Origin of the sequence: Streptomyces sp. WMMC500, from assembly GCF_027497195.1 — a bacterium.
Classification (GTDB): domain Bacteria; phylum Actinomycetota; class Actinomycetes; order Streptomycetales; family Streptomycetaceae; genus Streptomyces.
In genome coordinates this window covers 1731940-1758359 of record NZ_CP114905.1, presented here as the reverse complement: position 1 = coordinate 1758359, position 26420 = coordinate 1731940, and the positions used below count along the sequence as shown (strand labels likewise).

The 26420-nt window shown below is 73.5% G+C and carries 23 protein-coding genes; 13 read left to right on the top strand and 10 right to left on the bottom strand.

Going from position 1 to position 26420, the window contains the following annotated elements; translation table 11 throughout:
* The first annotated feature begins 14 nt into the window (after nt 1-14).
* Together O7599_RS07130 and O7599_RS07125 are read left to right on the top strand one after the other, a co-directional pair.
* Nucleotides 15-1046 carry a sugar ABC transporter permease gene (locus O7599_RS07130; RefSeq protein ID WP_281621253.1) on the top strand — a complete coding sequence of 344 codons (1032 nt, stop codon included), beginning with the start codon at nt 15-17 and terminating at the stop codon, nt 1044-1046.
* A 64-nt stretch (nt 1047-1110) separates the two neighbouring features.
* A complete protein-coding gene (locus O7599_RS07125; protein WP_281621252.1) occupies nt 1111-2040 on the top strand; it encodes a carbohydrate ABC transporter permease in 930 nt (309 codons plus the stop codon).
* 69 nt (nt 2041-2109) lie between these two features.
* Here the strand turns inward: O7599_RS07125 and O7599_RS07120 are convergent, their stop codons facing one another.
* Complete coding sequence (locus O7599_RS07120; RefSeq protein WP_281621251.1) at nt 2110-3126, bottom strand: hypothetical protein; 1017 nt, start codon at nt 3124-3126, stop codon at nt 2110-2112.
* Nucleotides 3117-3761 carry a hypothetical protein gene (locus O7599_RS07115; RefSeq protein WP_281621250.1) on the bottom strand — a complete coding sequence of 215 codons (645 nt, stop codon included), beginning with the start codon at nt 3759-3761 and terminating at the stop codon, nt 3117-3119. Before O7599_RS07115 ends, O7599_RS07120 begins: the two co-directional genes overlap by 10 nt.
* A gap of 454 nt (nt 3762-4215) precedes the next feature.
* Here O7599_RS07115 and O7599_RS07110 point away from each other — a divergent pair, with 454 nt between their 5' ends.
* The 8 genes from O7599_RS07110 (at nt 4216) to O7599_RS07075 (ending at nt 13089) form a co-directional block, all read left to right on the top strand.
* Nucleotides 4216-5421 (top strand): ROK family transcriptional regulator, encoded by a 1206-nt coding sequence (locus O7599_RS07110; protein ID WP_281623303.1) that lies wholly within the window; start codon nt 4216-4218, stop codon nt 5419-5421.
* 130 nt (nt 5422-5551) lie between these two features.
* On the top strand, nt 5552-6661 hold the full coding sequence (locus O7599_RS07105) for a sugar ABC transporter substrate-binding protein (protein ID WP_281621249.1): 1110 nt from the start codon (nt 5552-5554) through the stop codon (nt 6659-6661).
* A gap of 121 nt (nt 6662-6782) precedes the next feature.
* Nucleotides 6783-7574, top strand: coding sequence for an ATP-binding cassette domain-containing protein (locus tag O7599_RS07100; RefSeq protein ID WP_281621248.1), 792 nt, complete (start codon nt 6783-6785; stop codon nt 7572-7574).
* Complete coding sequence (locus O7599_RS07095) at nt 7571-8890, top strand: sugar ABC transporter permease (RefSeq protein ID WP_281621247.1); 1320 nt, start codon at nt 7571-7573, stop codon at nt 8888-8890. The genes O7599_RS07100 and O7599_RS07095 overlap by 4 nt, the downstream gene beginning before the upstream one ends.
* A 217-nt stretch (nt 8891-9107) precedes the next feature.
* A complete protein-coding gene (gene dxs / locus O7599_RS07090) occupies nt 9108-11063 on the top strand; it encodes a 1-deoxy-D-xylulose-5-phosphate synthase (RefSeq protein WP_281621246.1) in 1956 nt (651 codons plus the stop codon).
* A 168-nt stretch (nt 11064-11231) separates the two neighbouring features.
* On the top strand, nt 11232-11972 hold the full coding sequence (locus tag O7599_RS07085) for a CPBP family glutamic-type intramembrane protease (RefSeq protein WP_281621245.1): 741 nt from the start codon (nt 11232-11234) through the stop codon (nt 11970-11972).
* The gene (locus tag O7599_RS07080) at nt 11969-12307 is read left to right on the top strand and encodes a PadR family transcriptional regulator (protein ID WP_281621244.1); all 339 of its coding nucleotides are present in this window, start codon (nt 11969-11971) and stop codon (nt 12305-12307) included. The genes O7599_RS07085 and O7599_RS07080 overlap by 4 nt, the downstream gene beginning before the upstream one ends.
* Nucleotides 12304-13089 carry a hypothetical protein gene (locus O7599_RS07075; protein ID WP_281621243.1) on the top strand — a complete coding sequence of 262 codons (786 nt, stop codon included), beginning with the start codon at nt 12304-12306 and terminating at the stop codon, nt 13087-13089. Before O7599_RS07080 ends, O7599_RS07075 begins: the two co-directional genes overlap by 4 nt.
* A gap of 79 nt (nt 13090-13168) precedes the next feature.
* On the opposite strand, the gene O7599_RS07070 is transcribed toward O7599_RS07075, so the two are convergent.
* The 6 genes from O7599_RS07070 to O7599_RS07045 all read right to left on the bottom strand — a co-directional run bounded on the left by O7599_RS07070 (nt 13169) and on the right by O7599_RS07045 (nt 20246).
* Complete coding sequence (locus O7599_RS07070) at nt 13169-13561, bottom strand: NTP pyrophosphohydrolase (RefSeq protein ID WP_281621242.1); 393 nt, start codon at nt 13559-13561, stop codon at nt 13169-13171.
* Nucleotides 13562-13638: 77 nt separating this feature from the next.
* Nucleotides 13639-15771, bottom strand: a complete 2133-nt coding sequence (locus O7599_RS07065; protein WP_281621241.1) for a 3-hydroxyacyl-CoA dehydrogenase NAD-binding domain-containing protein — start codon at nt 15769-15771, stop codon at nt 13639-13641.
* On the bottom strand, nt 15768-16988 hold the full coding sequence (locus O7599_RS07060) for an acetyl-CoA C-acyltransferase (RefSeq protein ID WP_281621240.1): 1221 nt from the start codon (nt 16986-16988) through the stop codon (nt 15768-15770). The genes O7599_RS07065 and O7599_RS07060 overlap by 4 nt, the downstream gene beginning before the upstream one ends.
* A 330-nt stretch (nt 16989-17318) precedes the next feature.
* The gene (locus O7599_RS07055; RefSeq protein ID WP_281621239.1) at nt 17319-18578 is read right to left on the bottom strand and encodes a ribonuclease D; all 1260 of its coding nucleotides are present in this window, start codon (nt 18576-18578) and stop codon (nt 17319-17321) included.
* A gap of 104 nt (nt 18579-18682) precedes the next feature.
* Entirely contained in the window at nt 18683-19375 is a 693-nt protein-coding gene (locus tag O7599_RS07050; protein WP_047018647.1) for a response regulator transcription factor, read from the bottom strand.
* Between the two features lie 175 nt (nt 19376-19550).
* Complete coding sequence (locus tag O7599_RS07045) at nt 19551-20246, bottom strand: DUF3000 domain-containing protein (RefSeq protein ID WP_281621238.1); 696 nt, start codon at nt 20244-20246, stop codon at nt 19551-19553.
* Between the two features lie 227 nt (nt 20247-20473).
* Between O7599_RS07045 and hemE the strand changes: the two genes are divergently transcribed.
* The 3 genes from hemE (at nt 20474) to O7599_RS07030 (ending at nt 24096) form a co-directional block, all read left to right on the top strand.
* Nucleotides 20474-21481, top strand: a complete 1008-nt coding sequence (gene hemE, locus O7599_RS07040) for a uroporphyrinogen decarboxylase (protein ID WP_281623302.1) — start codon at nt 20474-20476, stop codon at nt 21479-21481.
* Nucleotides 21482-21593: 112 nt separating this feature from the next.
* Nucleotides 21594-22328 carry a TIGR04222 domain-containing membrane protein gene (locus O7599_RS07035; RefSeq protein WP_281621237.1) on the top strand — a complete coding sequence of 245 codons (735 nt, stop codon included), beginning with the start codon at nt 21594-21596 and terminating at the stop codon, nt 22326-22328.
* A 142-nt stretch (nt 22329-22470) separates the two neighbouring features.
* Nucleotides 22471-24096 carry an alpha/beta hydrolase gene (locus O7599_RS07030; RefSeq protein ID WP_281621236.1) on the top strand — a complete coding sequence of 542 codons (1626 nt, stop codon included), beginning with the start codon at nt 22471-22473 and terminating at the stop codon, nt 24094-24096.
* A gap of 19 nt (nt 24097-24115) precedes the next feature.
* On the opposite strand, the gene hemQ is transcribed toward O7599_RS07030, so the two are convergent.
* The gene (hemQ, locus tag O7599_RS07025) at nt 24116-24862 is read right to left on the bottom strand and encodes a hydrogen peroxide-dependent heme synthase (protein ID WP_281621235.1); all 747 of its coding nucleotides are present in this window, start codon (nt 24860-24862) and stop codon (nt 24116-24118) included.
* Entirely contained in the window at nt 24859-26409 is a 1551-nt protein-coding gene (gene hemG / locus O7599_RS07020; RefSeq protein ID WP_281621234.1) for a protoporphyrinogen oxidase, read from the bottom strand. The genes hemQ and hemG overlap by 4 nt, the downstream gene beginning before the upstream one ends.
* Between the last annotated feature and the right edge of the window lie 11 nt (nt 26410-26420).

Below are 26420 nucleotides of genomic sequence, written 5' to 3'. Positions count from 1 at the left end.
ATGGGGGCGCCGGAATGACGGACGACGGCCGTGTCGCGACGAAAGCGGGGGATCCCGGGGAAGCCGCCGGGCAGCCGGTGCCGGAGAAGCCTCGGAAGACGAGCTTCCGCAGCTCTCCGCGGTACCGGACCTTCGTCAAGTACCGGTTCGTCACGGGCTTCCTCGCCGTCCCTCTCGGGCTGTACGCGGTCTTCGTCATCTCGCCGTTCGTCCAGACCTTCTACTACTCGCTCACCGACTGGACCGGCGTCAGCAGCGACTTCAACATGGTGGGGTTCGAGAACTACTCCAGGCTGCTGGACGACTCGACCTTCTGGGCCGCCGTCCGCAACAACCTGATCCTCGCCCTCGCCGTCCCGTTCGTGACGCTCACCCTCGGGCTGTTCTTCGCCTTCATGGTCACCGTCGGCGGCCGGCACAAGGGGGGCGAGGCCGTATCCGGGGTCCGCGGTGCCAAGACGTACAAGATCGTGTACTTCTTTCCGCAGGCGCTGTCCATCGCGGTGATCGCGGCGCTGTGGGGCTACATCTTCAAGCCCGACGTCGGGCTGCTCGACCCCGTCCTGCCCGCGTCGCTCTCGCCGAACGGCGGCTGGCTGGCGGACTCGAAGTTCGCCCTGTGGGCCGTGATGATCGTGATGTGCTGGGCCATGGTCGGCTTCTTCGTGGTCCTGTTCTCCGCGGCCATCGGGCAGATCCCCAAGGAGATCTACGAATCCGCCCTGCTGGACGGCGCGGGCCGGGCGGCGACCTTCTTCCGCATCACCCTGCCGCTCATCCGGGACACCGTGCAGACCGGCTGGGTGTACATGGGGATCATGGCCCTCGGCGCGGAGTCGTTCGCCGTCGTCAACATCATCACCCAGGGACCGGGCGGACCCGACGACTCCACCATGGTGCTCGGCGTCTACCTCTGGAACACCGGCTTCGGCCAGTTGCAGGCCGGCCGGGGCGCGGCGATGGGCGTCGCGCTCTTCATCCTCACCATGATCCTTGCAGTGGCCGCGCTGTCCGTCGGCCGTCGCCGCGACCGCATCGAGTACTGAGCGACGAGTACTGAGCGATGAGTACGGAGCATCGAGTGCCGAGCACGATCCGGAAGGCCAGGTCATGACCACTGCGGAACCCACCGACCGCCCCGCCGCGCTCGACACGGCGGACCAGGCGGACGACTCGTCGCGGTCGCCGCTGCTGGAGCCGCGCAAGCGGATCGAGGGCGCCGTACTCAACGTCTTCTCGCACGGGTTCCTCATCCTGTGGACCGTGCTGGCCGCCGGCCCGCTGGTCTGGGCCCTGATGAACGCCCTGAAGGACTCGGGCGACATCCTGGCCAACCCGTGGGCGCTGCCCAGCAGCATCGACTGGGCGAACTGGTCCAACGCCTGGAGCCGGGCGCGCATCGGCCGGTACGCCGCGAACTCCCTCGTCATCGTGGCCATCTCCGTGCCGCTGACCATGCTTTTCGGGTCGATGGCGGCGTACGTGCTCGCCCGGTTCGACTTCAAGGGCGCGCGCGTCGTCTACTTCACCTTCGTCGGCGGCATGGCCTTCCCCGTGGTGATGGCGCTCGTGCCGCTGTTCTTCGTCATGAAGAACCTGTCGCTGCTCGACACCCGGCACGGGCTGATCATGGTGTACATCGCCTACTCCATGCCGTTCACGATCTTCTTCATGACCACGTTCTTCCGCACGCTGCCCTCGTCCGTCTCCGAGGCCGCGGAGATCGACGGCGCCTCCCACACCCGGATCTTCTTCCAGGTGATGCTGCCCATGGCGAAACCCGGCCTGATCAGCGTGGGCATCTTCAACTTCCTCGGGCACTGGAACCAGTACGTGCTGCCCTTCGCGCTCAACCAGGGCAACGAGGACGACTACGTGCTCACCCAGGGCATCGGACTGCTCTTCGCCCAGGCCGGCTACCGCTCCGACTACGGCAGGCTCTTCGCGGGGCTGGTGATGGCGGCGCTGCCGATCCTCGTCGTGTACATCATCTTCCAGCGCCAGGTGCAGTCCGGACTCACCGCCGGCGCGGTGAAGTAGCCCGCGACGGGCCGCGGGCGGCGGCGCGGCCGGTGCGGGCCCACCGCACCGGCCGCCGCGCGGCGGCGGTCAGCGTACGACCGTCTGGATCTCCTTGACGGTCACGTCGTACGTCCCGGAGGACTGGCCGTCGGGCAACTGCGGGTCCCCCTGCTCGGGCGGGCCGTCCGGGTCTGCCGAGGCGGTCCAGTGGACCTCCCAGGTGAGCGAGGCCTCCAGCGGGTAGGTGCCTTCGCCGGAGGACTTGCGGTACGTCACGTTGCAGCCGGCGTCCTCGGTGTTGACGTCGTATCCGCCCGCGCCGCCGTCGCTGAGGCCGTACGTGCACGAGCCTGGCTCGGCGTACTCGGTGCCGGCGTCGATCCGCAGTTCCTTGGGCGTGGCCACGGTGGTGGCGGCGTACTGGACGCCGAGGAGGTTGATGCTGGCGGTCGTCGCCACCCTCTGCAGCCCCGTGTCGCTCTGGAACGAGGCGTGCACCGGAAGGTTGACCTTCTGCAGTGCGAGGTCCGGCTTCAGCTCCACCGGCGGGGCGGGCAGCCTGGTCGCGTTGTAGGCGATCTCCGCGAGGGTCTCGGGGCTGATGCTCACGCCGTCCTCCGGCACGTCCCCCTGGTCCACCCAGAACGGGTTGCCCTGGAGGATCTCACAGGACTCGAACGCGTCGTCCATGTTCTTGTTGTAGGCGACGTCCCACCAGGCGCCGTCCTTGTCCTGGTTCCAGTCCTTCTCCTCCCACTCCCGGATCCATTCGGCCTGCGCGCTCTCCGAGTGGGTCCAGGTGCCGGGCCCCCATTCCGCCATCTCCTCCGCGCTCATGCGCGGCTCGTACCAGCACGGCGGGGGAGTCCAGTTGCCCTGGACGGGCGTCATCGGCGGGGCGGAGGAGTCGCCGCCGGTGGTGGTGACCACGACCTGGGACCACGCGTCGATGCCGTCACCGCCGTCGGATCCCCCGCCCCCGTCGGTACCCCAGCCACCGCCCTGCGCGTACGCGGGCTGCGTGGTCAGCAGCACCGCGGTCACGCTCAGCGTGGCCGCGAGCCCGATCCCCGAGCGGCGTGCGGCCGCCTTGCTCACCGACATGTTCCGTCCCCCTCCGTCCAGTCGGACTCGGTCACCGTCCAGGTGCCGTCGTCCGTGCGCGTGAGCGTCTGCCGGTACAGCCGCAGCACCGCGGAATTCTCGCCGTCGCCGGAGCCGATGCGCTCGCCGGTCTTCGCGTCGACCACGTAGCCGCCGCCCTGGTCCTCGCAGAACACGACGAGCGCGCTGCCGTCCTCGACCTGCCTGACCTCGCGGTTGAAGTACCGTCCCGTGCCCGCGATGCGCTGGCCCTCGTCCGCGAAGCGCTCGAAGTCCTTCACGTAGTTCGTGTAGGCCGGGTCCTGCCAGTACCGGTCGAAGTTGGCCGTGGCCTTCTGCTGCCCGTAGCTCTCCACCATGGCGCTGAGCGCGTAGCCCTGGTCGCGCAGCACCGCGTCCTTCTTGTCGTCCCCGGTGTCCGCGGGCTCCACGTCGGCCTTGAGGTCGCCGGGGAAGTCGAACGCGGGGGCGTCGGGGTCCTCTTCTACCGCGGGGCCGTCGGGGGAGGCGGAGCTGCTGTTCTTCGCCCCTACGATGTCGTCTCCGCCTTCGTCGTCGGAGCCCCCGCAGGCGGAGAGCAGTAGCGCCGCGCCGAGGGCTGCGGCCGTCGCCCGGCCGAGGGTGCGATGCCGCATCGATGACCAACTCCCAGCGTCGTCCGGCTGACTGCGGCAGGGGCGGTCCGGTCATGGCTCGGTGCGTTCGGGTCTCCCGAGCGGCCGTGCGTCCCCCGCGCGTGATGTTTCGGCAACGTTATCGAGCCACGTCCTGGACGGACCACCGACTACCGCCAGTTCGCGACACAGCCGTTACGTAGGCGTGCGCCCCGTCGGGCGCCCCCGCGGCTCCGTGCGGGCGGTCGCCGACCCGGAACCCTCCGCCGGGGGCCGGGGCGGGCGGCCCGGGCGGGTGGGCTCGGTACCGTGGAAGTGTGCGGGTTACGGAATAGTCACGCCGTCAAGGTCTTGACGGCGGTAACCATGGCCGTCGAGCCTAGACTTCACAAGTTGTAGGCGATCCGGGCCCCATCGGCGTGGTCCGGGAGGTGGGGGGCCGTCGTGTCGCCCGCCGAACCAGGAGTGGATGGCCGTGGAGACTCCGGGCTCGCAGTCCTCGCTGCACCGGGCAAACCTTGAGCGCGTCGTGCGCGCCGTGCGCCTGTCCGGTTCGCTCACGCAGGCGCAGATCGCGCGGAGCACCGGGCTGTCCGCCGCCACGGTCTCCAACATCGTCCGCGAGCTGCAGGAGAGCGGGACCGTCAGCGTCACCCCCACCTCCGCCGGCGGGCGGCGGGCGCGGGCCGTGTCGCTGAGCGGGGACGCCGGGATCGTGGTCGGGGTGGACTTCGGGCACACGCACCTGCGGGTCGCCGTGGGCAACCTGGCGCACCAGGTGCTCGCCGAGGAGTCCGAGCCGATCGACGTGGACGCCTCCGCCACCCAGGGCCTGGACCGGGCGGAGGCGCTGGTGAGCCGCCTCGTGGGGGCCACGGACGTGCCCGCGGACAAGGTCGTCGGCGTCGGTCTGGGGGTGCCCGGGCCGATAGACACCGAGACCGGGGTGCTGGGCTCCACCTCCATCCTGCCGGGCTGGACGGGCACCAACCCGCGCGACGACCTCCAGTCCCGCCTCGGCGTCCCGGTGTACGTGGACAACGACGCGAACCTCGGCGCCCTCGGCGAGCTGGTCTGGGGCAGCGGCAGGGGCGCGAAGGACGTGGCGTACATCAAGGTCGCCAGCGGTGTCGGCGCCGGCCTGGTGATCAACGGGCAGCTCTACCGCGGGCCCGGCGGGACGGCGGGTGAGATAGGCCACATCACGCTGGACGAGTCGGGACCGGTCTGCCGCTGCGGCAACCGCGGCTGCCTGGAGACCTTCACCGCCGGCCGGTACGTCCTGGGCCTGCTGGAGGCCAGCCACGGGCCCGGGCTGACCGTGGAGCGCATGGTGCAGCTCGCCCGGGACGGCGACCCCGGCTGCCGGCGGGTGATCGCCGACGTCGGCCGGCACATCGGCAGCGGCGTGGCCAGCCTGTGCAACCTGCTCAACCCCAGCCGGGTGGTGCTCGGCGGCGACCTCGCCGAGGCCGGGGAGCTGATCCTGCAGCCCATAGGGGAGTCCGTCGCGCGCTACGCGATCCCCAGCGCCGCCCGCCAGCTCGACCTGGCCTCCGGGGCGCTGGGCAGCCGCGCGGAGGTGCTCGGGGCGCTGGCCCTGGTGCTGAGCGAGATGGGCGACCGTTCGATCCTTGACGGCGCGGTGCCGGTTCTCGCCCCCGTTCTCACGGAGGGATGAGTTTACGTAGAGAAACCAGAGGATCGTTTCCGTCTCGTTAAGCATTTACTTCTTGACGGCATGGTTACGGGCGAGTTGACTACCTCACACCTCGGCCGCGAAGGCGCGGCCACGTCAGGGAGGTTCGACCGTGCACACCTATCTGCGCCGTGCGGCAGTCGCACTGGCCGCCGTATCCATGACCGTCGGCATCGCGGCCTGTGGCAGCGCCGATGAGGCCGACAACGACTCCGACAGCGGTGACAAGAAGAACGACGGGCCGTTGACGATAGGTCTCCTCCTGCCGGAGGACCAGACCGCGCGCTACGAGGACTTCGACCGGCCGCTGATCGAGAAGAAGATCGAGGAGCTCGCTCCGGGCACCAAGGTCATCTACAACAACGCCAAGCAGGACGCGACCACGCAGCAGCAGCAGGTCGACACCATGATCACCCAGGACGTCGATGCCCTGATCCTGGACGCCGTCGACTACAAGTCGATCGCCTCCGGTGTGAAGGCCGCGGACGACGCCGGCATCCCCGTCGTCGCGTACGACCGCCTCGCCGAGGGCCCGATCAGCGGCTACACCTCCTTCGACAACAACAAGGTGGGCCAGGTCCAGGCCGAGTCCCTGCTGGAGGCGCTCGGCGACAAGGCCGGGGACGGCCAGATCGTCATGCTCAACGGCTCCGTCACCGACCCGAACGCCGCGATGTTCAAGGACGGCGCGCACTCCGTCCTCGACGGCAAGGTCGACGTCGGCAAGGAGTACGACGTCAAGGAGTGGAAGCCGGAGAACGCCAACTCCGACATGAAGGGCGCCATCTCCTCGGTCGGCAAGGACAAGATCGTCGGTGTCTACGCCGCCAACGACGGCATGGCCGGCGGTGCCATCACCGCCCTGAAGGCCGCCGACTTCGACCCGCTGCCGCCGGTCACCGGCCAGGACGCGGAGCTGGCGGGCGTGCAGCGCATCGTCACCGGCGAGCAGTACATGAGCGTTTACAAGCCGTACAAGCCGGAGGCCGACGCCGCCGCCGAGATGGCGGTCAAGCTGGCGCGCGGCGAGAAGGTCGACTCCGTGGCGACCAGCACCGTGGACAGCGAGTCCGAGCAGGGCGTGCCCGCCGTGCTCATCGACCCGATCGCGCTGACCAAGGACAACATCAAGGAGACCGTCGTCAAGGACGGCCTGTGGAAGATCGAGGACATCTGCTCGGGCAAGTTCGCCTCGGCCTGCAAGGACATCGGTCTGCAGTGAGCCGCTGAGCCGGCGACATAGCCACCCGTGTGCCCGGGGACCCGCCACCTCAACTCCCGCTGCCGGCGGGGCTCCGGGCACCCGGGCCCTCCTCTTGCCCACGCCTATCCCCCTGTAGGAGATGGTTCACGTGTCCGCTACGCCCGTGCTGGCGTTGCGCGGGATCTCGAAGCGGTTCGGTGCGGTCCAGGCACTCACCGACGTCGATCTCGAGGTCCGCGCCGGTGAAGTGGTCGCCCTGGTCGGCGACAACGGCGCCGGAAAGTCCACTCTCGTCAAGACCGTCGCCGGCGTCCACGCCATCGACGAAGGCACCATCGAGTGGGGCGGCCGCCCCGTTCGCATCCACAAGCCGCACGACGCCCAGAACCTGGGCATCGCGACCGTCTACCAGGACCTCTCGCTCTGCGACAACCTGGACGTCGTCGGCAACCTCTTCCTCGGCCAGGAGATCCGCACCGTCGGCGTCCTGGACGAGGTCGAGATGGAGCGCCGCTCCCGCGAACTGCTCACCACCCTGTCCATCCGCATCCCCAGCGTCCGCATCCCCACCGCCTCACTCTCCGGCGGCCAGCGGCAGACGGTGGCGATCGCCCGCTCGCTCCTCGGCGACCCCAAGCTCGTCATCCTCGACGAGCCCACGGCCGCCCTCGGCGTCGAGCAGACCGCCCAGGTGCTCGACCTCGTCGAACGGCTGCGCGAGCGTGACCACGCCGTGCTGCTGATCAGCCACAACATGGAAGACGTCAGGGCCGTCGCCGACCGGGTCGCCGTGCTGCGCCTCGGCCGCAACAACGGCGTCTTCGACGTCGCGACCACGACGCAGGAAGAGATCGTCGCCGCCATCACGGGCGCCACGGACAACGCCGTGACGCGCCGCTCGGCGCGCACGGGTGCGGAGGCAGAGAAATGAGCACCGAGGGGACCGAGACCACCGACACCGCGAAGCCCGACCTCGCGAAGTCCAGCGCCCCCGGCCACTCCGCGCCGGACGTCGCGGAGAGCGCCGTCGCCGCCGTCGACCCCCGGCTGCTCGTGCGCGAGCAGGGCTTCGCCGGCTATCTGACCGAGTTCAAGCGCCGCATGCGCGGGGGCGAGCTGGGCTCCGTCCCGGTCATCGTCGGCCTGATCATCATCATGGCGATCTTCCAGGGTCTGGACGACGCCTTCCTGTCCGCGCAGAACCTGTCGAACATCTCCATCGACATCGCGGGACCCGGGCTGATAGCCGTCGGCATCATCTTCGTGCTGCTGCTCGGCGAGATCGACCTGTCGATCGGTTCGGTCAGCGGGCTCGCCGGCGCGGTGTTCGCCGTGCTGGCCGTCCAGGAGGGGATGCCGGAAGTCCCGGCGATCATCCTCGCCGTCCTCGTCGGCACCGCGACCGGTGCCTTCCACGGCTTCTTCTTCGCCCGGATCGGCGTCCCGCCGCTCGTCGTGACCCTCGCCGGCCTGCTCGGCTGGCAGGGCCTGATGCTGTACATCCTCGGCAGCACCGGCACCATCAACCTCGACTCCGACGGCGTGGTCGCCAAGCTCACCACGTACTACTTCACCGACGTCGCCGCCGCCTACGGGCTCGCGGCGGTCTCCGTCGGCGGCTACTTCGCCGCGGCGTACTTCGGGTCGAAGCGGCGCGAGGCGGCCGGGGTGCCGTCGCGCCCGCTGAGCGAGATCATCATGCGTACGGCCGTGCTCGCCGTGCTCGCGTTCGTCCCGGCGTACGTGCTGAACCAGTACAAGGGACTGCCGCTGGCGCTGCTCATCTTCCTCGTCGTGGTCGTCGGCGCGGACTTCGTGCTGCGCCGCACCGGCTTCGGCCGGCGGGTCTTCGCCCTCGGCGGCAGCGTCGAGGCCAGCCGCCGGGCGGGCATCAACGTCGACCTGATGCGGATCGCGGTCTTCTCCGTCTCCGGTACGCTCGCGGCGGTCGGCGGCCTGTTCATGGCCTCCACCATCGCCGCGGCCAACCAGGGCGCGGGCGGCGGCACGCTGCTGATGAACGCCATCGCGGCGGCCGTCATCGGCGGCACCAGCCTCTACGGCGGGCGCGGCAGCAGTTGGTCCGCGCTCCTCGGCGTGCTGGTCATCATGTCCATCCAGTCGGGCCTGGCGCTCAAGGGCATCGACGCGCCGGTGCAGTACATGATCACCGGCTCCGTGCTGCTGGCGGCCGTCGTCATCGACTCCGTCTCCCGCCGCACCCAGAAAACGGCCGGACGCGCCTGACCGGCGTCCCGCCCGCCACCCGCCGCGCCCCCGTGCCGACCCCGGCACGGGGGCGCAACTGTTGCGGACCTGTGGCATACATCGCACTGTCGGATCAGCGACCGGACATCGGGAACATTAGACTCGACCGAACGCTTCGGGCCCGGCACGTCCGCGTGGGCGCCAGGGCCCGGCACCGTACGGCCCGAAGGCAGGCTGCGACAGCAAGGAGGCACGGGTGGCACTGCTGGCCCGTATCAAGGGACCCCGCGACCTGGACCGGCTCGGTCCCGAGCAGCTCGACCGGCTCGCCGCGGAAATCCGCACCTTCCTCGTGGAGTCCGTCGCCCGCACCGGCGGCCATCTCGGCCCCAACCTCGGCGTGGTGGAGCTGAGCATCGCGCTGCACCGGGTCTTCGAATCGCCCCGCGACCGGGTGCTGTGGGACACCGGTCACCAGTCGTACGTGCACAAGCTCCTCACCGGCCGCCAGGACTTCGGCAAGCTCAAGAAGAAGGGCGGCCTGTCCGGCTACCCCTCGCGGGCCGAGTCCGAGCACGACGTGATCGAGAACAGCCACGCCTCCACGGTCCTCGGCTGGGCCGACGGCCTGGCGAAGGCCAACGAGGTACGGGGCAGGGACGCCGCCGTCGTCGCCGTCATCGGCGACGGGGCGCTGACCGGCGGCATGGCCTGGGAGGCGCTGAACAACATCGCCGCCGCCAAGGACCGCCCCCTTGTCATCGTCGTCAACGACAACGAGCGTTCGTACGCGCCCACCATCGGCGGCCTCGCCGACCACCTCGCCACCCTGCGCACCACCGACGGCTACGAGCGCTTCCTCGCCCGCGGCAAGGAGCTGCTGGACCGCACGCCCGTGGTCGGCAAGCCGCTGTACGAGACCCTGCACGGCGCCAAGAAGGGCCTGAAGGACTTCATCGCGCCGCAGGGCATGTTCGAGGACCTGGGGCTGAAGTACGTCGGTCCCATCGACGGGCACGACATCGCCGCCGTCGAGTCCGCGCTGCAGCGCGCCCGCCGCTTCGGCGGCCCCGTCATCGTGCACTGCCTGACCGAGAAGGGCCGCGGCTACCTGCCCGCGCGCCAGGACGAGGCCGACCAGTTCCACCAGGTCGGCGTCATCCACCCGGACACCGGGCTGCCGGTGGCCGCCGGCGGCGCCGACTGGACCTCCGTCTTCGCCGACGAGATGGTACGGATCGGCCGCGAGCGCGCCGACGTCGTGGCCATCACGGCCGCGATGATGCGCCCCGTGGGCCTGCAGAAGTTCGCCGACGCCTTCCCCGACCGGGTCTACGACGTGGGCATCGCCGAGCAGCACGCCGCGGTCTCCGCCGCCGGCCTGGCCACCGGCGGGGTGCACCCGGTCTTCGCCGTCTACGCCACCTTCCTCAACCGGGCGTTCGACCAGGTGCTGATGGACGTCGCGCTGCACCGCTGCGGGGTGACGTTCGTCCTGGACCGGGCCGGCGTCACGGGCAGCGACGGCGCGTCCCACAACGGCATGTGGGACATGTCGATCCTCCAGGTCGTCCCGGGGCTGCGGATCGCCGCGCCGCGCGACGCCGACCAGGTGCGCGCCCAGTTGCGCGAGGCCGTCGCCGTCGACGACGCCCCGACCGTCGTGCGCTACTCCAAGGGCGCCGTCGGCCCCGCGGTCCCCGCCGTCGGCCGGATCGGCGGCATGGACGTGCTCCACGAGCCGGCCGGCCCCGAGGGCGCGGAGCGCCCCGACGTGCTGCTGGTCTCCGTCGGCGCGCTGGCGCCGATGTGCCTGGAGGTCGCCGGGCTGCTCGACAAGCAGGGCATCACGACGACCGTCGTCGACCCGCGCTGGGTCAAGCCCGTCGACGAGGCGCTGCCGCCGCTCGCCGAGCGGCACCGCGTGGTCGTCACCGTCGAGGACAACATCCGTAGCGGCGGCGTCGGCTCCGCCGTCGCGCAGGCGCTGCGCGACGCGGGCATCGACATCCCGCTGCGCGACTTCGGCATCCCGGAGCGGTTCCTCGACCACGCCTCCCGCAAGGAGGTGCTGGCGGACATCGGCCTGACCGCCCCGGACATCGCCCGCCAGGTCACCGGCCTCGTCGCCCGGCTCGACCGGCGCGCGGGCGAGGAGATCGCGGCCCAGGGGAGCGGGGACGGCGCCGTGTCCGAGGTCGCCGCGGACTGAGCGCACCGTACGGCCGTACGGCACGGAAAGGGGCGGCCCGCCCGGCGGGCCGCCCCTTCGCCGTGTCCGGAAGACCGGCGCCCCGCGGCAGTAGTGACGCCGCATAGGTTGTTATCCAATCTAGCTCGCTCTATGGTCTAGGTAGTCATCAGACCAAGGGGGAATCCGATGTCTCTCGAGATCTCACCCGAGTTCTCCACCGCGGGGCTCGCCGTGGCCCTGCCGCTCGCCGCCTACCTCGTGCTGGCGGACCCATGGCTCGGCCGCCGGCTCTACGCCGACCTGAAACGCCGCCGCGACACCGACGACCGGGCGCTGACGCGGTACTTCGGGCTGATGATCGCGATCTGGTGGCCGCTGGCCGCGCTCGCGGTCGCCGCCGTGCTCCTCTCGCCCGACGTGGCCGCCGCCGACGTCGGCTTCGCGCTGCCCGACTCCGCGTCCGCCGTCGCGGTCACGCTGGCGGTCGCCGCGGCCTTCGGCGTCTCGGTGGTCCTCGGCGGGCGGAACATGCGCAAGCTCTCCGCGGAGGGCAGGAACATCCCGGGCCTCGCCGCCATCGAGGCCATGCTCCCGCGCACGCCCGCCGAGCGGCGGCTCGCCGTCGCGGTCTCGGTCACCGACGGCATCTGCGCCAACGTCGTCTACCGCGGCCTGCTCATCGCCCTCGGCACCGACGTCCTGGGCGTCGGCGTGTTCCCCGCCGCGGCCATCGCCGTCGCCGTCGCCGCCCTGGTGGGGCTCTACCAGGGTGCGGAGCAGATCCCGCTGTTCGCCCTCTGGAGCGCGGTGGTCACCGCCGCCTACGTGGCGACCGGGAGCCTGCTGCTGCCCGTCCTCATCCACGTCGTCACGGTCGGCCGGGACCTGCTGGCCGTGCCGCCCGCACTGCATCCGGAGCGCGTGTGACCGCAGACCGCCGTGCCAGTTGGCTCAAGGGCGTGCTCGACCTGCTCGTGCTCGCCGCCCTCACCGGCGGCGAGAGCTACGGCTACGAGATCGCCAAGCGGCTGGGCGAAGCCGGCCTCGGCCAGATCAAGGGGGGCACGCTCTACCCCGTCCTCAACCGGCTGGAGGAAGCCGGCCTGCTCCAGGCGGAGTTCCGGGCCACCGACCGCGGGCCCGGCCGCCGGTACTACCAGCTCACCGCCGAGGGCCGCACCGTCCTCGGCGAACAGGGCCGGCTGTGGCTCGCGTTCGACGAGTCCGTACGCGAACTGCTCGGCAAGGGGGGAGTCACATGACGCACCGACACGAGCCGCCGCCGGCCGGCGCAGGTACAGGCGCAGGCGCCGGCACCGGCTACACCGGCGAACTCGCCGCCCGGCTGCGCGCCGCCGGGATGGCGCGGGACCGGGTGGCCGCGACCGTGGCCGACGTCGAGGCGTACCTCGCCGAGTCCGGCACGGCGGCGGAGGCCGAGTTCGGCCCGGTGGACGCCTTCGCGGCCCAGCTCGCCGGGGACGGCGGGCCGGCGGACCCGCCGGAGGAGGCGGCCGAGGAGTGGCGCTGGAGCGCCGGCACGTCCGTCGACGAGCGGCTGCTGAACGAGTACGGGGAGCAGGGCTGGGAGCTGGTCCGCGTCGACGCCGCCGGCCGGTTCCTCAGCCGCCGCGACCGGGGCGGCCCGCAGCGCTGGGAGTACCGCAAGGAGATGGTGCTCGGGGACCGCGCGCAGGTCGAGGCGCGGCTCGCGCCGGACGGCTGGGAGGCGTGCGGCACCTGGGTGATGTACGCGTGGTTCAAGCGCCCGCGCGCGGCCAGCGTCGGCCCGGCCGCGGACCTCGCCGCGGTACCGCCCGCACCCGCCCGCAAGGTCTTCGTCACCTGGCGGTTGTACGTGGCGCTGGCCGCGGTCGCGCTCGCCGTGGCGGCGGTCGTGATCTTCGAGACGGTCCGGGCGGGAGACGCGGGGGAGGGGCTGAGCAGCGCGTCCGGCACGCTGCTCGGCGGTGCCGTCGGGGCGCTCGCGGTGGCCCTGCCGTTCGTCGGCTACGCGGCCTGGCGCAACCGCGGCGGTCGCTGACCCCGGCGTCCGGCGGGAGGCTTGAGCAGGGCTTCGGCGCGGGGCCGCGGCCGTACGGAGGGGGCGCGCGGCGCGGCTGTCAGACGGGCCGTACCGTGCGCGGGCCCGCCGTGGTCGCGCCGTGGCGGTGGACGCGCTCGCGCAGGGCGCGGTCCGCGGTGACCACCAGGACGCGCCGGTCCGGGTCCCGCTCCGCCGCCTCCGCGACGACGGTCACGATCCGGTCGTCGCCGCTGCCCTCCGCCGCCACGACCCGCACCCCCGGCACCTCCGCCACGCCGCGGGCCGCGCCCTCCACCACGAGGACCACCTCCACCGGCCCCGGCAGCCCCGCCACCCCCGCCGAGGCGTACGGCACGAGCCCGTCGCGCAGCCGCTCCGCGGCCCCGCGGCGATCGCGCCACCAGCCGTCGGGCACCGACCCGACGACGTTGGCGGCGTCCACGACGAGCAGGGGGAGCGGTGCGTCCATGCCGCCCAGCCTCCCACGCCCGTACGACACGCCCGTGCCCCGGCCACCGCCGGCGGCCGGGGCACGGTTCTGCGGCGCTACTGAGGGACGCTCGCCACGCCCGGCGGCAGGAACCGGCGGCCGGTCACGCGCTCGCTGACGCCCGCCCGGTCCAGGTACGGCGTGATGCCGCCCAGGTGGAACGGCCAGCCCGCGCCGGTGATCAGGCACAGGTCGACGTCCTGGGCCTCGGCCACGACACCCTCGTCCAGCATCAGCCGGATCTCCTGCGCGATGGCGTCCAGCGCCCGGTCGCGCACCTGCTCCTCCGTCAGCACCGTGTCGCCGACCTGGAACAGCGCCGCCACCTCCGGGTCCAGCTCCGGCTTGCCGGAGTCATGGACGTACAGCGTCCGCTTGCCCGCCTCCACGACCCGGCCCAGGTTCGCCGACTGCGCGAACCGGTCCGGGAACGCCTCGGCCAGCGTGCCCGAGACGTGGTGGGCGACGGCGGGGCCGACCAGGTCCAGCAACACGATCGGCGACATCGGCAGCCCCAGCGGCGCCAGCGCGCGGTCCGCGATCTCCACCGGCGTGCCCTCGTCCACCGCGCCCAGCACCTCGCCCATGAAGCGGGTCAGGATGCGGTTGACGACGAACGCCGGGGCGTCCTTGACCAGGACGGCCGACTTCTTCAGCTTCTTGGCGACGGCGAACGCCGTGGCCAGCGAGGCGTCGTCGGTGCGCTCGGCCCGTACGATCTCCAGCAGCGGCAGGACCGCCACCGGGTTGAAGAAGTGGAAGCCCACGACCCGCTCGGGGTGCTTGAGCCCGGCCGCCATCTCGGTCACCGACAGGGACGAGGTGTTCGTCGCGAGGATCGCCCCCGCCGGGACGACCTCCTCCAGCTCGGCGAAGATCCGCTGCTTGAGGGAGAGTTCCTCGAAGACCGCCTCGATGACGAAGTCCGCGTCGGCGAACGCCGCGGCCTTGTCCAGGGACCCGGTGACCAGCGCCTTGAGCCGGTTGGCCGCGTCCTGGTGCACCCGGCCCTTCAGCAGCAGCATGTCGATCTGCTCGTGGACCCACGCCACGCCCTTGTCGACGCGCTCCTGGTCGATGTCCGTGAGCACCACGGGCACCTCCAGCCGGCGGACGAACAGCAGCGCCAACTGCGAGGCCATCAGCCCGGCGCCGACGACGCCGACCTTGGTGACCGGCCGGGCGAGGCTCTTGTCCGGCGCCCCGGCGGGCCGCTTGGCGCGCCGCTGCACGAGGTCGAAGGCGTAGATCCCGGCCCGCAGCTCGCCGCCCATGATCAGGTCGGCCAGCGCCTCGTCCTCGGCCGCGAAGCCCTCCCGCAGGTCGCCGTTCTTCGCCGCGGCCATGATGTCCAGCGCGCGGTACGCCGCGGGGGCGGCCCCGTGCACCTTGTCGTCGGCGACGGACCGGCCGCGCTCGACGGCGGCGTCCCACGCCTCGCCGCGGTCGATGTCCGGGCGCACGACCTCCAGTTCGCCGGCGAGGACGGCGGCGGTCCAGGCGAGGGACTGCTCCAGGAAGTCGGCGCCGTCGAAGATCGCGTCGGCGATGCCCAGGTCGTAGACCTGCTTGCCCTTGAGCTGCCGGTTCTGGTTGAGGCTGTTCTCGATCACGACGGTGACCGCGCGGTCCGCGCCGATCAGGTTCGGCAGCAGCGTGCAGCCGCCCCAGCCCGGCACCAGCCCGAGGAAGACCTCCGGCAGCGAGAACGCGGGCACGGCGCGGGAGACCGTGCGGTACGTGCAGTACAGGCCGATCTCGACGCCGCCGCCCATCGCGGCGCCGTTGTAGTACGCGAACGTCGGCACGGCCAGGGCGGACAGCCGCTTGAACACCTCGTGCCCGCCGCGCCCGACGGCCAGCGCCTCGGCGCGGTCCCCGAGCACCTCGACGCCCTTCAGGTCGGCCCCGACGGCGAAGATGAACGGCTTGCCGGTGACGCCGACGCCGACGATCTCGCCGTCCGCGGCCTCCTTCCCGACCTGGTCGAGCGCGGCGTCGAGACGCGCGAGCGACTGCGGGCCGAAGGTGGTCGGCTTGGTGTGGTCGAAGCCGTTGTCCAGGGTGATCAGCGCGAACCGGCCCGCGTCCGCGGGCAGGTCGAGGTGGCGTACGTGCGCCTGGGTGACGACCTCGTCGGGGAACCGCCCGGCGGCGGCCCTGAGGAGATCCACGGTGCTGCTGCTCACTTGCCTGCCCCCTCGAAGTGCGGGTTCTCCCAGATGACCGTGCCGCCCATGCCGAAGCCGACGCACATGGTGGTGATGCCGTACCGCACCTGCGGCTGCTCCTCGAACTGCCGCGCCAACTGCGTCATCAGCCGCACGCCGGAGGAGGCGAGCGGGTGGCCGAAGGCGATGGCACCGCCGTACTGGTTGACGCGGGGGTCGTCGTCGGCGAGGCCGAAGTGGTCGAGGAACGCGAGCACCTGCACGGCGAACGCCTCGTTGATCTCGAACAGGCCGATGTCGGCGATGCCGAGGCCCGCCTTGGCGAGCGCCTTCTCGGTCGACGGCACCGGGCCGATGCCCATCACCTCGGGCTCCACCCCGGCGAAGGCGAACGACACGAGCCGCATCTTCACCGGCAGCCCCGCCTCCCGGGCCACGTCCTCGGCGGCGATCAGGGAGGCGGTGGCGCCGTCGTTGAGCCCGGCGGCGTTGCCGGCGGTGACCCGGCCGTGGGCGCGGAAGGGGGTCTTGAGCGTCGCGAGGTTCGCCAGCGTGGTGCCGGGGCGCATCGGCTCGTCCTGCGTGGCAAGGCCCCACCCGGTCTCGCCGGTGTCCGCGTCGGTGCGGCGGACGGAGATCGGCACCAGGTCGGCCTGGATCCGCCCGTTCGCGTACGCCTTGGCGGCCTTCTCCTGCGAGTGCACGGCGTACTCGTCGGCGCGGGCCTTGGTCAGGTGCGGGAAGCGGTCGTGCAGGTTCTCCGCGGTCATGCCCATGAACAGCGCGGACTCGTCGACGAGCTTCTCGGAGACGAACCGCGGGTTGGGGTCCACGGCCTCGCCCATCGGGTGCCGGCCCATGTGCTCGACGCCGCCGGCCACGGCGACGTCGTACGCGCCGAAGGCGGTGGAGGCGGCGGTCGTCGTCACGGCGGTCATGGCGCCGGCGCACATCCGGTCGATGGAGTACCCGGGCACGGTGGCCGGCAGCCCCGCGAGGATCCCGGCGGTGCGCCCGATGGTCAGGCCCTGGTCGCCGATCTGGGTGGTGGCGGCGACGGCCACGTCGTCGACGGCGGCGGGGTCGAGGGCGGGGTTGCGGCGCAGCAGCTCGCGGATGCACTTGACGACCATGTCGTCGGCGCGGGTCTCGTGGTAGATGCCCTTGGGGCCCGCCTTGCCGAACGGGGTGCGGACGCCGTCGACGAAGACGACGTCCCTTGCGGTACGAGGCACGGGCTCTCCTCCGGAGGGGGTGCGGGTTCTCGTGGTGCCGGCCCCGCCGGGGGCGGCGCGGCTCCGGGCCATGCTACTCGCGGGTAACAGGCGGTGCCCAGGGGCCCACCGGAAGGTGTGCCCCACACCACGCTGCCCTCGCCGGGCGGGCCGTACCGGGTGCGGGTATCGCGCGGGGCGGGTGGGTCCGTAGGGGACGGGAGGGAAGGGGCGCCGGCGGGACCCTCGCGCCACGGCTTCGCCGGGCGCGGGTTCGGGTGCATGCGCCCGGAGCGCGCCGCTCCACCGCTTCGCCGGGCGTCAGGCCTCGCGCCGCCCGCTGCAGGGTGCTCAGTCCTGGACGGCCGCGGTGAGGAGCCCCGTGACCTGTTCGATCTGCCAGGGACGGGCGCCCAGGTGGGTCAGGGCCGCGGCCACCGACTCCTCGGAGCGGTCCTTCGGCGGCTCCCAGCAGATCCGGCGCACCGTGTCCGGCGCGATCAGGTTCTCCTGCGGCAGCCCCAGCTCCTCCGCGCGCGCCGTCACCGACGCCCGCGCCGCCGCCAGCCGCGCGGCGGCGGCCGGGTCCTTGTCGGCCCACGCGCGCGGCGGCGGCGGGCCGTTCAGCGGCAGCCCCGGCTGCGGCAGCTCGGACTCGGGCAGCCCGCGGGCGCGCTCCACGGCGGCGAGCCACTGCTCCAACTGCCGCCGGCCCATGCGGTGCCCGAACCCGGGCAGCGCGGCCAGCGCCCGCGTGGACGTCGGCATCGCGAGCGCGGCCTCCACGATGGCGGTGTCCGCGAGCACCTTGCCCGGCGAGACGTCGCGCCGCTGCGCGATGCCGTCCCGGGTCGTCCACAGCTCCCGTACGGTGCCGAGCTGGCGCCGGCGCCGTACCTTGTGCATGCCCGACGTACGCCGCCAGGGGTCCCGGCGCGGCTCCGGCGGCGGCGCCGCGGCGATCGCCGCGAACTCCTCCTCGGCCCACCCCAGCTTCCCCTGCGCCGTCAGCTCCCCGACCAGCGCGTCCCGCAGGTCCACGAGCAGCTCGACGTCGAGGGCGGCGTAGCGCAGCCACGGCTCGGGCAGCGGCCGGGTCGACCAGTCGACGGCGGAGTGGCCCTTCTCCAGCGCGTACCCGAGGACGTTCTCGACCATGGCGCCGAGACCGACCCGGGGGAAGCCCGCCAGCCGCCCCGCCAGCTCCGTGTCGAACAGCGTGCCCGGGTGCATGCCTATCTCGGCGAGACACGGCAGATCCTGGGTGGCGGCGTGCAGAACCCATTCGGCATCGCCGATCGCCGCCGCGAGGCCGGAGAGGTCCGGGCAGGCCACCGGGTCGATGAGCGCGGTGCCCGCGCCCTCCCGGCGCAACTGCACGAGGTACGCCCGCTGCCCGTAGCGGTAGCCGCTGGCGCGCTCCGCGTCGATGGCGACCGGGCCGCTGCCCGCGGCGAACGCGCGGACGACGCCGGCGAGCCCCTCGGGGTCCGCGGTGACGGGCGGAATGCCCTCGCGCGGCTCGAGAAGGGGGACCGGCGCCGTTCCGGAAGTCGGTGCTCCGGGTGCGGGGAGTCTGTCCTCTGCTGCGGTCTCTTGGGCGTCGGTCACGTGTCAAGGGTATCTGTGAGTGGTGCACGACAGCGCCCGTCGACGGAACGTCACGTCGACGGGCGCTGCGCGGATGCCGGGTGAGGGCCGTGTCCGGGCCCGGTTCAGTGGATGATGCCGGTGCGCAGCGCGACCGCCACCATGCCGGCGCGGTCGCCCGTGCCGAGCTTGCGCGCGATGCGGGCGAGGTGGCTCTTGACGGTCAGCGCGGACAGTCCCATCGAGACGCCGATGGCCTTGTTCGACTGGCCCTCCGCCACCAGCCGCAGCACCTCGACCTCACGCCCGGACAGCTCGCGGTAGCCGCCCGGGTGGCCGGGCGGGCCGGAGTTGCCGCCGGCGCCGGGGGAGCCCGGCGGCCGGCGGTGGTGCAGCCGGCCGGCGGCGGCGCCGATGTGCGCGGCGTTGGGGCGGGTGGGCAGGCCCATGCCGGTGCGGGTGCCGGTGACGACGTAGCCGCGGACGCCGCCCGCGAGGGCGTTGCGCACGGCGCCGATGTCGTCGGCGGCGGAGAGCGCGAGGCCGTTGGGCCAGCCCGCGGAGCGCGCCTCGGAGAGCAGGGTGAGGCCGGAGCCGTCGGGCAGGTGGACGTCGGCGACGCAGATGTCGCGGGGGTTGGCGATCCGGGGGCGGGCCTCCGCGATGGACGACGCCTCGATCACGTCGCGCACGCCCAGCGCCCACAGGTGGCGGGTGACGGTCGAGCGTACGCGGGGGTCGGCCACGACGACCATGGCCGTGGGCTTGTTGGGGCGGTAGGCGACCAGGCTTGTGGGTTGCTCGAGGAGAACAGACACCAGGTCCCTCCAGACGGTGTGCGGGGACGGGGCCGGCTGGGAGAGCCGGGACGTTCCGTGTCGCGTACGGAAGGTCTCTCACGTCTTCGGCAGGAGCCCGGAGAGGCTTTAGAGAATGATCACGAATTGGTGAGGAAAAAACGGACAATTCGGATGGGCGATCGACTGCCGCGGCTCAGCGCCGGCGCGAGCCGCGGCGCTGCGGCAGCGGCACGATCGGCGCGGTGTCCGGCTCCTGCGCCGCCGCCGGCGCGGCCGACGGCGGCAGGCCCGCACACTGGCACAGCATCTCCACCCACGCCGCCAGGTGCGCCGCCGCGTCCGGGGCGCCGTCCCCGGCCGCGCGCGACGGCTGCGGCGTCCAGGACGCCCGGATCTCGATCTTCGTCGTCGTGCCGCGCTCCGCGAGCCCGCCGAAGTGGTGCGAGGAGGCGCGCGTGACCGTGCCACCGGGCTCGCCGTAGCCGAGGCCGCGGGTGTCGAGCGCGCCGGTCAGCCAGGACCAGCACACCTCCGGCAGCAGCGGGTCCGCGGCCATCTCCGGCTCCAGCTCCGCGCGCAGCAGCGTGACGAAGCGGAACGTACCGCGCCAGGTGTCCTGCCCGTCCGGGTCGTGCAGCAGCACCAGCCGGCCGTCGGCGGGCTCGGCGTCCTGCGCCGCACCCTCCTCGACCTCCGCCTCCAGGGCGTACGCGAACGGGGCGATGCCCCGCGGCGCCCGCGTCGCCCGCAACGCCACCTCGGGGCGTACCGCGGCCGAGCCGAGCGCGTCGACGGCCCGCCGGAAGGGGGGCGGCAGCGCTCCGCCCGCCGGCGGGCCGTCCGGGGATCCATCGGGTTCGTCGACGAGGTGTCCAGGAGCCGCAACCATGCCCGGAAGACTAGGGGGCGCGGCGCGCAGAAGCGCTGCGGGACACCCGGGTGGCCGGATCTCGACTCCCACGCGCGTGCGAGGATGCAGGGGTGAGTGCCGACAGTGCCCCCCGCCCCTCCGCCGCGTCCGGCGCCGGTGCCGCTCCCGCGGCGAGCGCCCTTGCGGCGAGCGCCCCCGCGGCGACGCCCCCCGCCCCTGCGGGACCGGCCGCCGACTCCGCGTTCCTGCGTGCGTGCCGGCGCGAGCCCGTGCCGCACACCCCCGTGTGGTTCATGCGCCAGGCGGGCCGCTCGCTGCCCGAGTACCGGCGCCTGCGCGAGGGCATCGGCATGCTCGACTCGTGCCGGCGGCCGGATCTCGTCACCGAGATCACGCTGCAGCCCGTGCGGCGGCACGGCGTGGACGCCGCGATCCTCTTCAGCGACATCGTCGTGCCGCTGAAGGCCATCGGCGTCGACCTCGACATCAAGCCGGGCGTCGGCCCCGTCGTCGCCCAGCCGATCCGCAGCCGCGCGGACCTCGCGCAGCTCCGCCCGCTGGAGCCCGACGACGTGCCGTACGTGACCGAGGCCGTGGGCCGGCTGACCGCGGAGCTGGGCGCGACGCCGCTGATCGGCTTCGCCGGCGCGCCGTTCACGCTGGCCAGTTACCTGGTCGAGGGCGGCCCGTCGCGCAACCACGAGCACACCAAGGCGATGATGTACGGCGCGCCGGAGCTGTGGGCCGAGCTGGTCGGCCGGCTCGCGGGCATCACGGCGGCCTTCCTGCGGGTGCAGATCGAGGCCGGCGCCTCCGCGGTGCAGCTCTTCGACTCCTGGGCGGGCGCGCTCGCCCCGGCCGACTACCGGCGGGCGGTGCTGCCGGCGTCCGCGGAGGTCTTCGCGGCCGTCGCCGAGTACGGGGTGCCGCGTATCCACTTCGGCGTCGGCACCGGCGAGCTGCTGACCGCGATGGGCGAGGCGGGCGCCGACGTCGTCGGCGTCGACTGGCGGGTGCCGCTGGACGAGGCGGCACGCCGCGTCGGCCCCGGCAAGGCGCTGCAGGGCAACCTCGACCCGGCCGTGCTGTTCGCGCCGCGCCCGGCGATGGAGGCCAAGGCCGGCGAGGTGCTGCGGGCGGCGGCCGGGCTGGCGGGCCACGTGTTCAACCTCGGCCACGGGGTGCTCCCGACGACCGACCCGGACGCGCTGACGCGGCTCGTGGAGTACGTCCACGAGTCCTCGGCCCGCTGACGTTCCCGCCCTGTACGTCCCTGGCGGGCCCGGTTCGCAACGCCCCGCTATCACGGGGGCGTTCGGAAAGATAGGTCTGGCGCCCCGTGCCCCGATCGCGTAGAACACCGCCATGTGGGTGTGCTTCGCGCTCGTCGCCTGGGCGGCAGCGCTGCTGACGTGCGGGCGCCTGGTCCTCGTCGGTTCCGTCGCCGCGGCGCAGCCCGAAGCCGAGCCGGCCCGAGTCCGCGGGGCGCGTGAGCTGACCCTGTACGAGGCCGCCTTCCTGGCCGGCGGGCCGCAGCGGGTCGTCGACGTCACCCTCGTGTCGCTGGCGCGGGAGCGGCGGCTGCTGCTCGCGCACACCGGCTGGGCGACCGTCGTGGAGTCCGAGGGCCGCGACCCCGTCGAGTCCGCCGTGATCGCCGCCGCCGGGCCCGGCGGGCAGAGCACGATTCCGGCCATCCGCGCCGCCGCCTGTTCCGCCGACGCGCTGCGTGACCTCGACGACGGCCTCGCCGCGGCCGGGCTCGCGGTACCCGCGCCGATCCGGTCCGCCGTCCGCGCCGCCGTGCGGCACGTACGGGTCGCGGGAGTGGTGGTGCTCGGCGCCGGGACCGCCGCGCTGGCGCTGCGGGCGCCGGCGGAGGAGCCGATCGCGGGCTGGTTCGTGCTGCCGCTGATCCTGGTGTGCGGCTGTCTGGCGATAGCCCGGCTGGAGGTCGGCGAGTACACCCGCTGGGCCACGCCCGACGGCCGCGGGCTGCTCGCCACCCTCGACGAGGCGGACTCGCCGCTGACCGGGCTCGCCGTGCGCGGGCCCGCGGCGCTGCCCGACCCGGAGATGCGCGCGGCGCTCGCGCGGTAGACGGCGGCCGACGCGCTGCGACACCCCCGCCGAGGTCCTTTACATCAGCAACTCGGCCAATAATTATCACTTTTACCCTCCTTTCACCCTCATTGCTCGCGCCGCCACCGAGCGGCTGTTCGTCGCGCCGGAAGGGCCTTTCGTGAGAGCAGCAGTGCTGTACGGAATCCTCGGTTCGCTCGCTCTCACCGGCCTCGCCGCGGCCCCCGCCGCCGACGCCGCCCGGACGGGGTCCGCCGTGCCCGTCTCCCGGGCGGCCGAGGGCCCCGAGGCCCGCGGGGTCGCCGTCGCCGCCGCCCGTGCCGCCGGGGCCGGCGTCGACTTCGGCCCCTGCCCGGCGGCGGAGGGGCTGCCGGCGCCCGTCGAGTGCGGCACCGTCGCCGTCCCGATGGACTACGCGCGCCCCGGCGGCCGGCAGCTCAGGCTCACCGTCACCCACATCGGCGCGACCGGCCCGCGCGCCGAGCGGCAGGGCAAGCTCGTCTTCAACCCCGGCGGGCCCGGCGCCTCCGGCACCTACTTCCCGCTGCTGAGCCGGTCCCCGGAGTGGCGGCGGCTGGCCGAGGCGTACGACTTCGTCGGCTACGCCCCGCGCGGCGTCGAGCGCTCCGGCGCGCTGTCCTGCCAGGACCCCGACGAGTTCATGAAGGCGCCGTCGAACACCTCCGAGCACCCATCGGAGCGCGAGAAGCGCGCCCGTATCCAGAAGGCGCGGGCGTACGCCGACGGCTGCGCCCGGATCGCGGGCCTGCGGCACTACACGTCGCTGAACAACGCCCGCGACCTCGAGGTGCTGCGCGCCGCGCTCGGCGAGCGCAGGCTCACCTACCTCGGCGCCTCCTACGGCACCTACTTCGGCAGCCTGTACGCCGCCCTCTACCCCGGCCACGTGCGCCGCATGGTCTTCGACAGCCCGGTCGACCCCGACCCGGGGCAGATCTGGTACGGCAGCAACCTGCGCCAGTCCGCCGCGTTCGAGGAGCGCTGGGCCGACTGGCAGCGGTGGGTCGCCAGGCACGACGACGTCTACCGCCTCGGCCGCAGCCGCTGGGAGGTGGCGGCGGCGTACCGGCGGGCCCGCAAGATGATCGAGAAGGAACCCGCCGGCGGGCGGATCGGCACGGCCCAGTTGCAGGCGGGCTTCCTGCGGGCGGCGTACAACGACGGGTACTGGGCGCCGGCCGCCGGCGCGCTCGCGGACTACCTCGACGGCAAGCCCCGGACGCTGGTGGAGTTCGCCGCCGACGACCCGTCGGACAACGCGGCGCAGGAGAACGGCAACGCCGTCTACACCGCCGTCGAGTGCAACGACGCGCCCTGGCCGACCGACTGGGAGACCTGGGACCGCGACAACAGCCGGCTCGCGCGCGTGGCGCCGTTCGAGACGTGGGAGAACGCCTGGATGAATCTGCCGTGCGCGTTCTGGGCCGGCCCGCGGCAGCAGCCCCTCGACGTGCGCACGGCCGCGGGTGAGCTGCCGCCGGTGCTCCTGCTCGCCGCCGAGCGCGACGCGGCCACGCCGTACGACGGCGCGCGGGAGCTCGCGCGGCGGCTGGGCGGCTCGGCGGACCTGGTGACGGAGAAGGACGCCGGGTCGCACGGGCTCGCCGGGGGTGAGAACGCCTGCGTCAACGCGTACGTCGACACGTACCTGCTGACCGGCCGCACGCCCGGCGACGCGAACTGCGCGCCGCGTCCGGAGCCGAGGGCGCAGCGGGACGGGACGCGGTCCGTGGCGCCGGGGACGGGCGGCCCGGCGGTCGGCTGAGGCGGGGCCCCGCCTGGCGTCAGGCCAGGGAGGCCACCAGCTCCGCGACGGGCTTGCGGCGGCCGGTGTAGAACGGCACCTCCTCGCGGACGTGCCGCCGCGCCTCGGAGCCGCGCAGATGGCGCATCAGGTCCACGATGCGGTGCAGCTCGTCGGCCTCGAAGGCGAGGATCCACTCGTAGTCGCCGAGGGAGAACGAGGGCACCGTGTTGGCGCGTACGTCCGGGAAGCCGCGGGCCATCTTGCCGTGGTCGGCGAGCATGCGGCGGCGGTCCTCGTCGGGCAGCAGGTACCACTCGTAGGAGCGGACGAACGGGTACACGCTCACGTACGCGCGCGGGGTCTCGTCCGCCAGGAACGCCGGGATGTGCGACTTGTTGAACTCGGCGGGCCGGTGCAGCGCCATGTTCGACCAGACCGGGGCGAGGGCGCGGCCCAGGCGGGTGCGGCGGAAGAGGTTGTACGCCTCCTGCAGCGCGTCCGAGCTCTCCGCGTGCCACCAGATCATGACGTCCGCGTCGGCCCGCAGCCCCGACACGTCGTACGTGCCGCGCACGACGACGTCCTTCGCGGCGAGCTGCTCGAACAGCTCGGTGACCTCGTCCGCGTAGCCCGCGCGGTCCTCGGGGAGGGTGTCGCGGAGCCGGAACACGGACCAGAGGGTGTAACGGATGACCTCGTTGAGATCCTTGGCCTTCTTGCCGGCGTTCGCGGAGCGGGCCGAAGCCGCGGGGGAGGGAGCCGCCGGAGGGGGTGCGTCACTCATGCGGCCATTGTCCCAGGGCGCCCCAGCAGCTCGTCGGCGGCCCGGTGCGCGCTCGCGACGCAGGCGGGGATGCCCACGCCCTCGTACAGCGCGCCGCACACCGCGAGCCCGGCGGGCAGCGCACCGCGGATGCGCGCGACGCGCGCGTCGTGCCCGACCTCGTACTGCGGGAGGGCGGCCTGCCACCGGCTGACGCGGCCGGCGACGGGACGCGCGGCGAGCCCGGTGGCGGCGCGCAGGTCGCCGAGGGAGGCGGCGACGAGCTCGGCGTCGTCCCGTTCGAGGATCTTCTCGTCGTCGATGCGGCCGACGGAGGTGCGCAGCAGGAAGAGGTCGTCGTCGCCGGCCCAGCGCCACTTGGCGGAGGAGAACGTCGACGCCTTGATCGTGCGCCCGTCGACCGGCGGCACGAGGAACCCGGTTCCGGCGGGCAACTGCGCCTCCGCCTCCCGGCGGGGGAGGGCGAGGGTGACCAGCGCCATGGAGGCGTACCGCACGCCGTCGAACTCCGCGGCGGCCCGCGGCGCGAGCCCCCGCAGCAACCGCGCCGCGGCCCCCGCGGGCACGGCCAGCACGACGGCGTCGGCGTCGTAGGTGCGCCCTCCGGCGAGGACGCGCCAGCGGGCGGGGTGGGTCCCCGGGGAGGCGGGGGCCGGAACGGAGGCCCGCGCGGGGCCGGGTACGGCGGGGCCGGAGGGTACAGCCCTCGCGGGGGCCCCGGGGTTCGGGGAAGGGGCGGGGCCCGGGAGACCCTCCGCCGTCTCCAGCGCGGCGACCGCCGCGCCGAGGACGATCTCGCCGCCCGCCGCCCGCACCGCGTCCGCCACCGCCGCGGGCAGGCGGCCGACGCCCCCCTCGATGCCCATGAACACCGGCGTCGGCGCCGCGCCCGCGGCAGGCGCCGCCGGGCCGCGGGACTGCACCGCCCGCGCCGCACCCAGCAGCGTGCGCTCCTCGCGCAGCGCCGCGAACAACTGCGGGACCGCCGCGCGCATCGACAGCCGGTACGCGTCGCCCGCGTACACGCCGCCCAGCAGCGGCTCCACCAGCCGGTCCGTGACCTCCGCGCCGAGCCGCTGGGCGACGAACGCGCCGATCGCCACGTCCTCGCCCGGCTCCGCCGGGGGCAGCTCCGCCTCCCGGCCGGCCCGCGCCAGCCCCTCCGGCGACAGCACCTCCGCCGCCGCCAGCCGCTCCAGGTCGCCGGGAACGCCCATCACCTGGCCGCCCGGCAGCGGGCGCAGCCGTCCCCGGGTCCACAGCGCCGCGCCGCCCGCGGCCACCGGCTGCAGCGCCTCGCCGAGCCCCACGGCCCGCGCGAGGTCGACGGCCTCCGGGCGGCGGGCGAGCAGCGCCTCCGCGCCGAGGTCGGCCGGCAGGCCGGCCAGCTCGCCAGCGTGCAGCTTGCCGCCGAGCCGGGACGCGGCCTCCAGCACCGTGACCCGCGCGCCGCGGGCCAGCAGCCGGTGCGCGGCGGCGAGTCCGGCGATGCCACCGCCGATGACGACGACCCTGGGCCCGGGGTCCGCGGGCTGTGCGCTGCTCATGGAAGCCACTG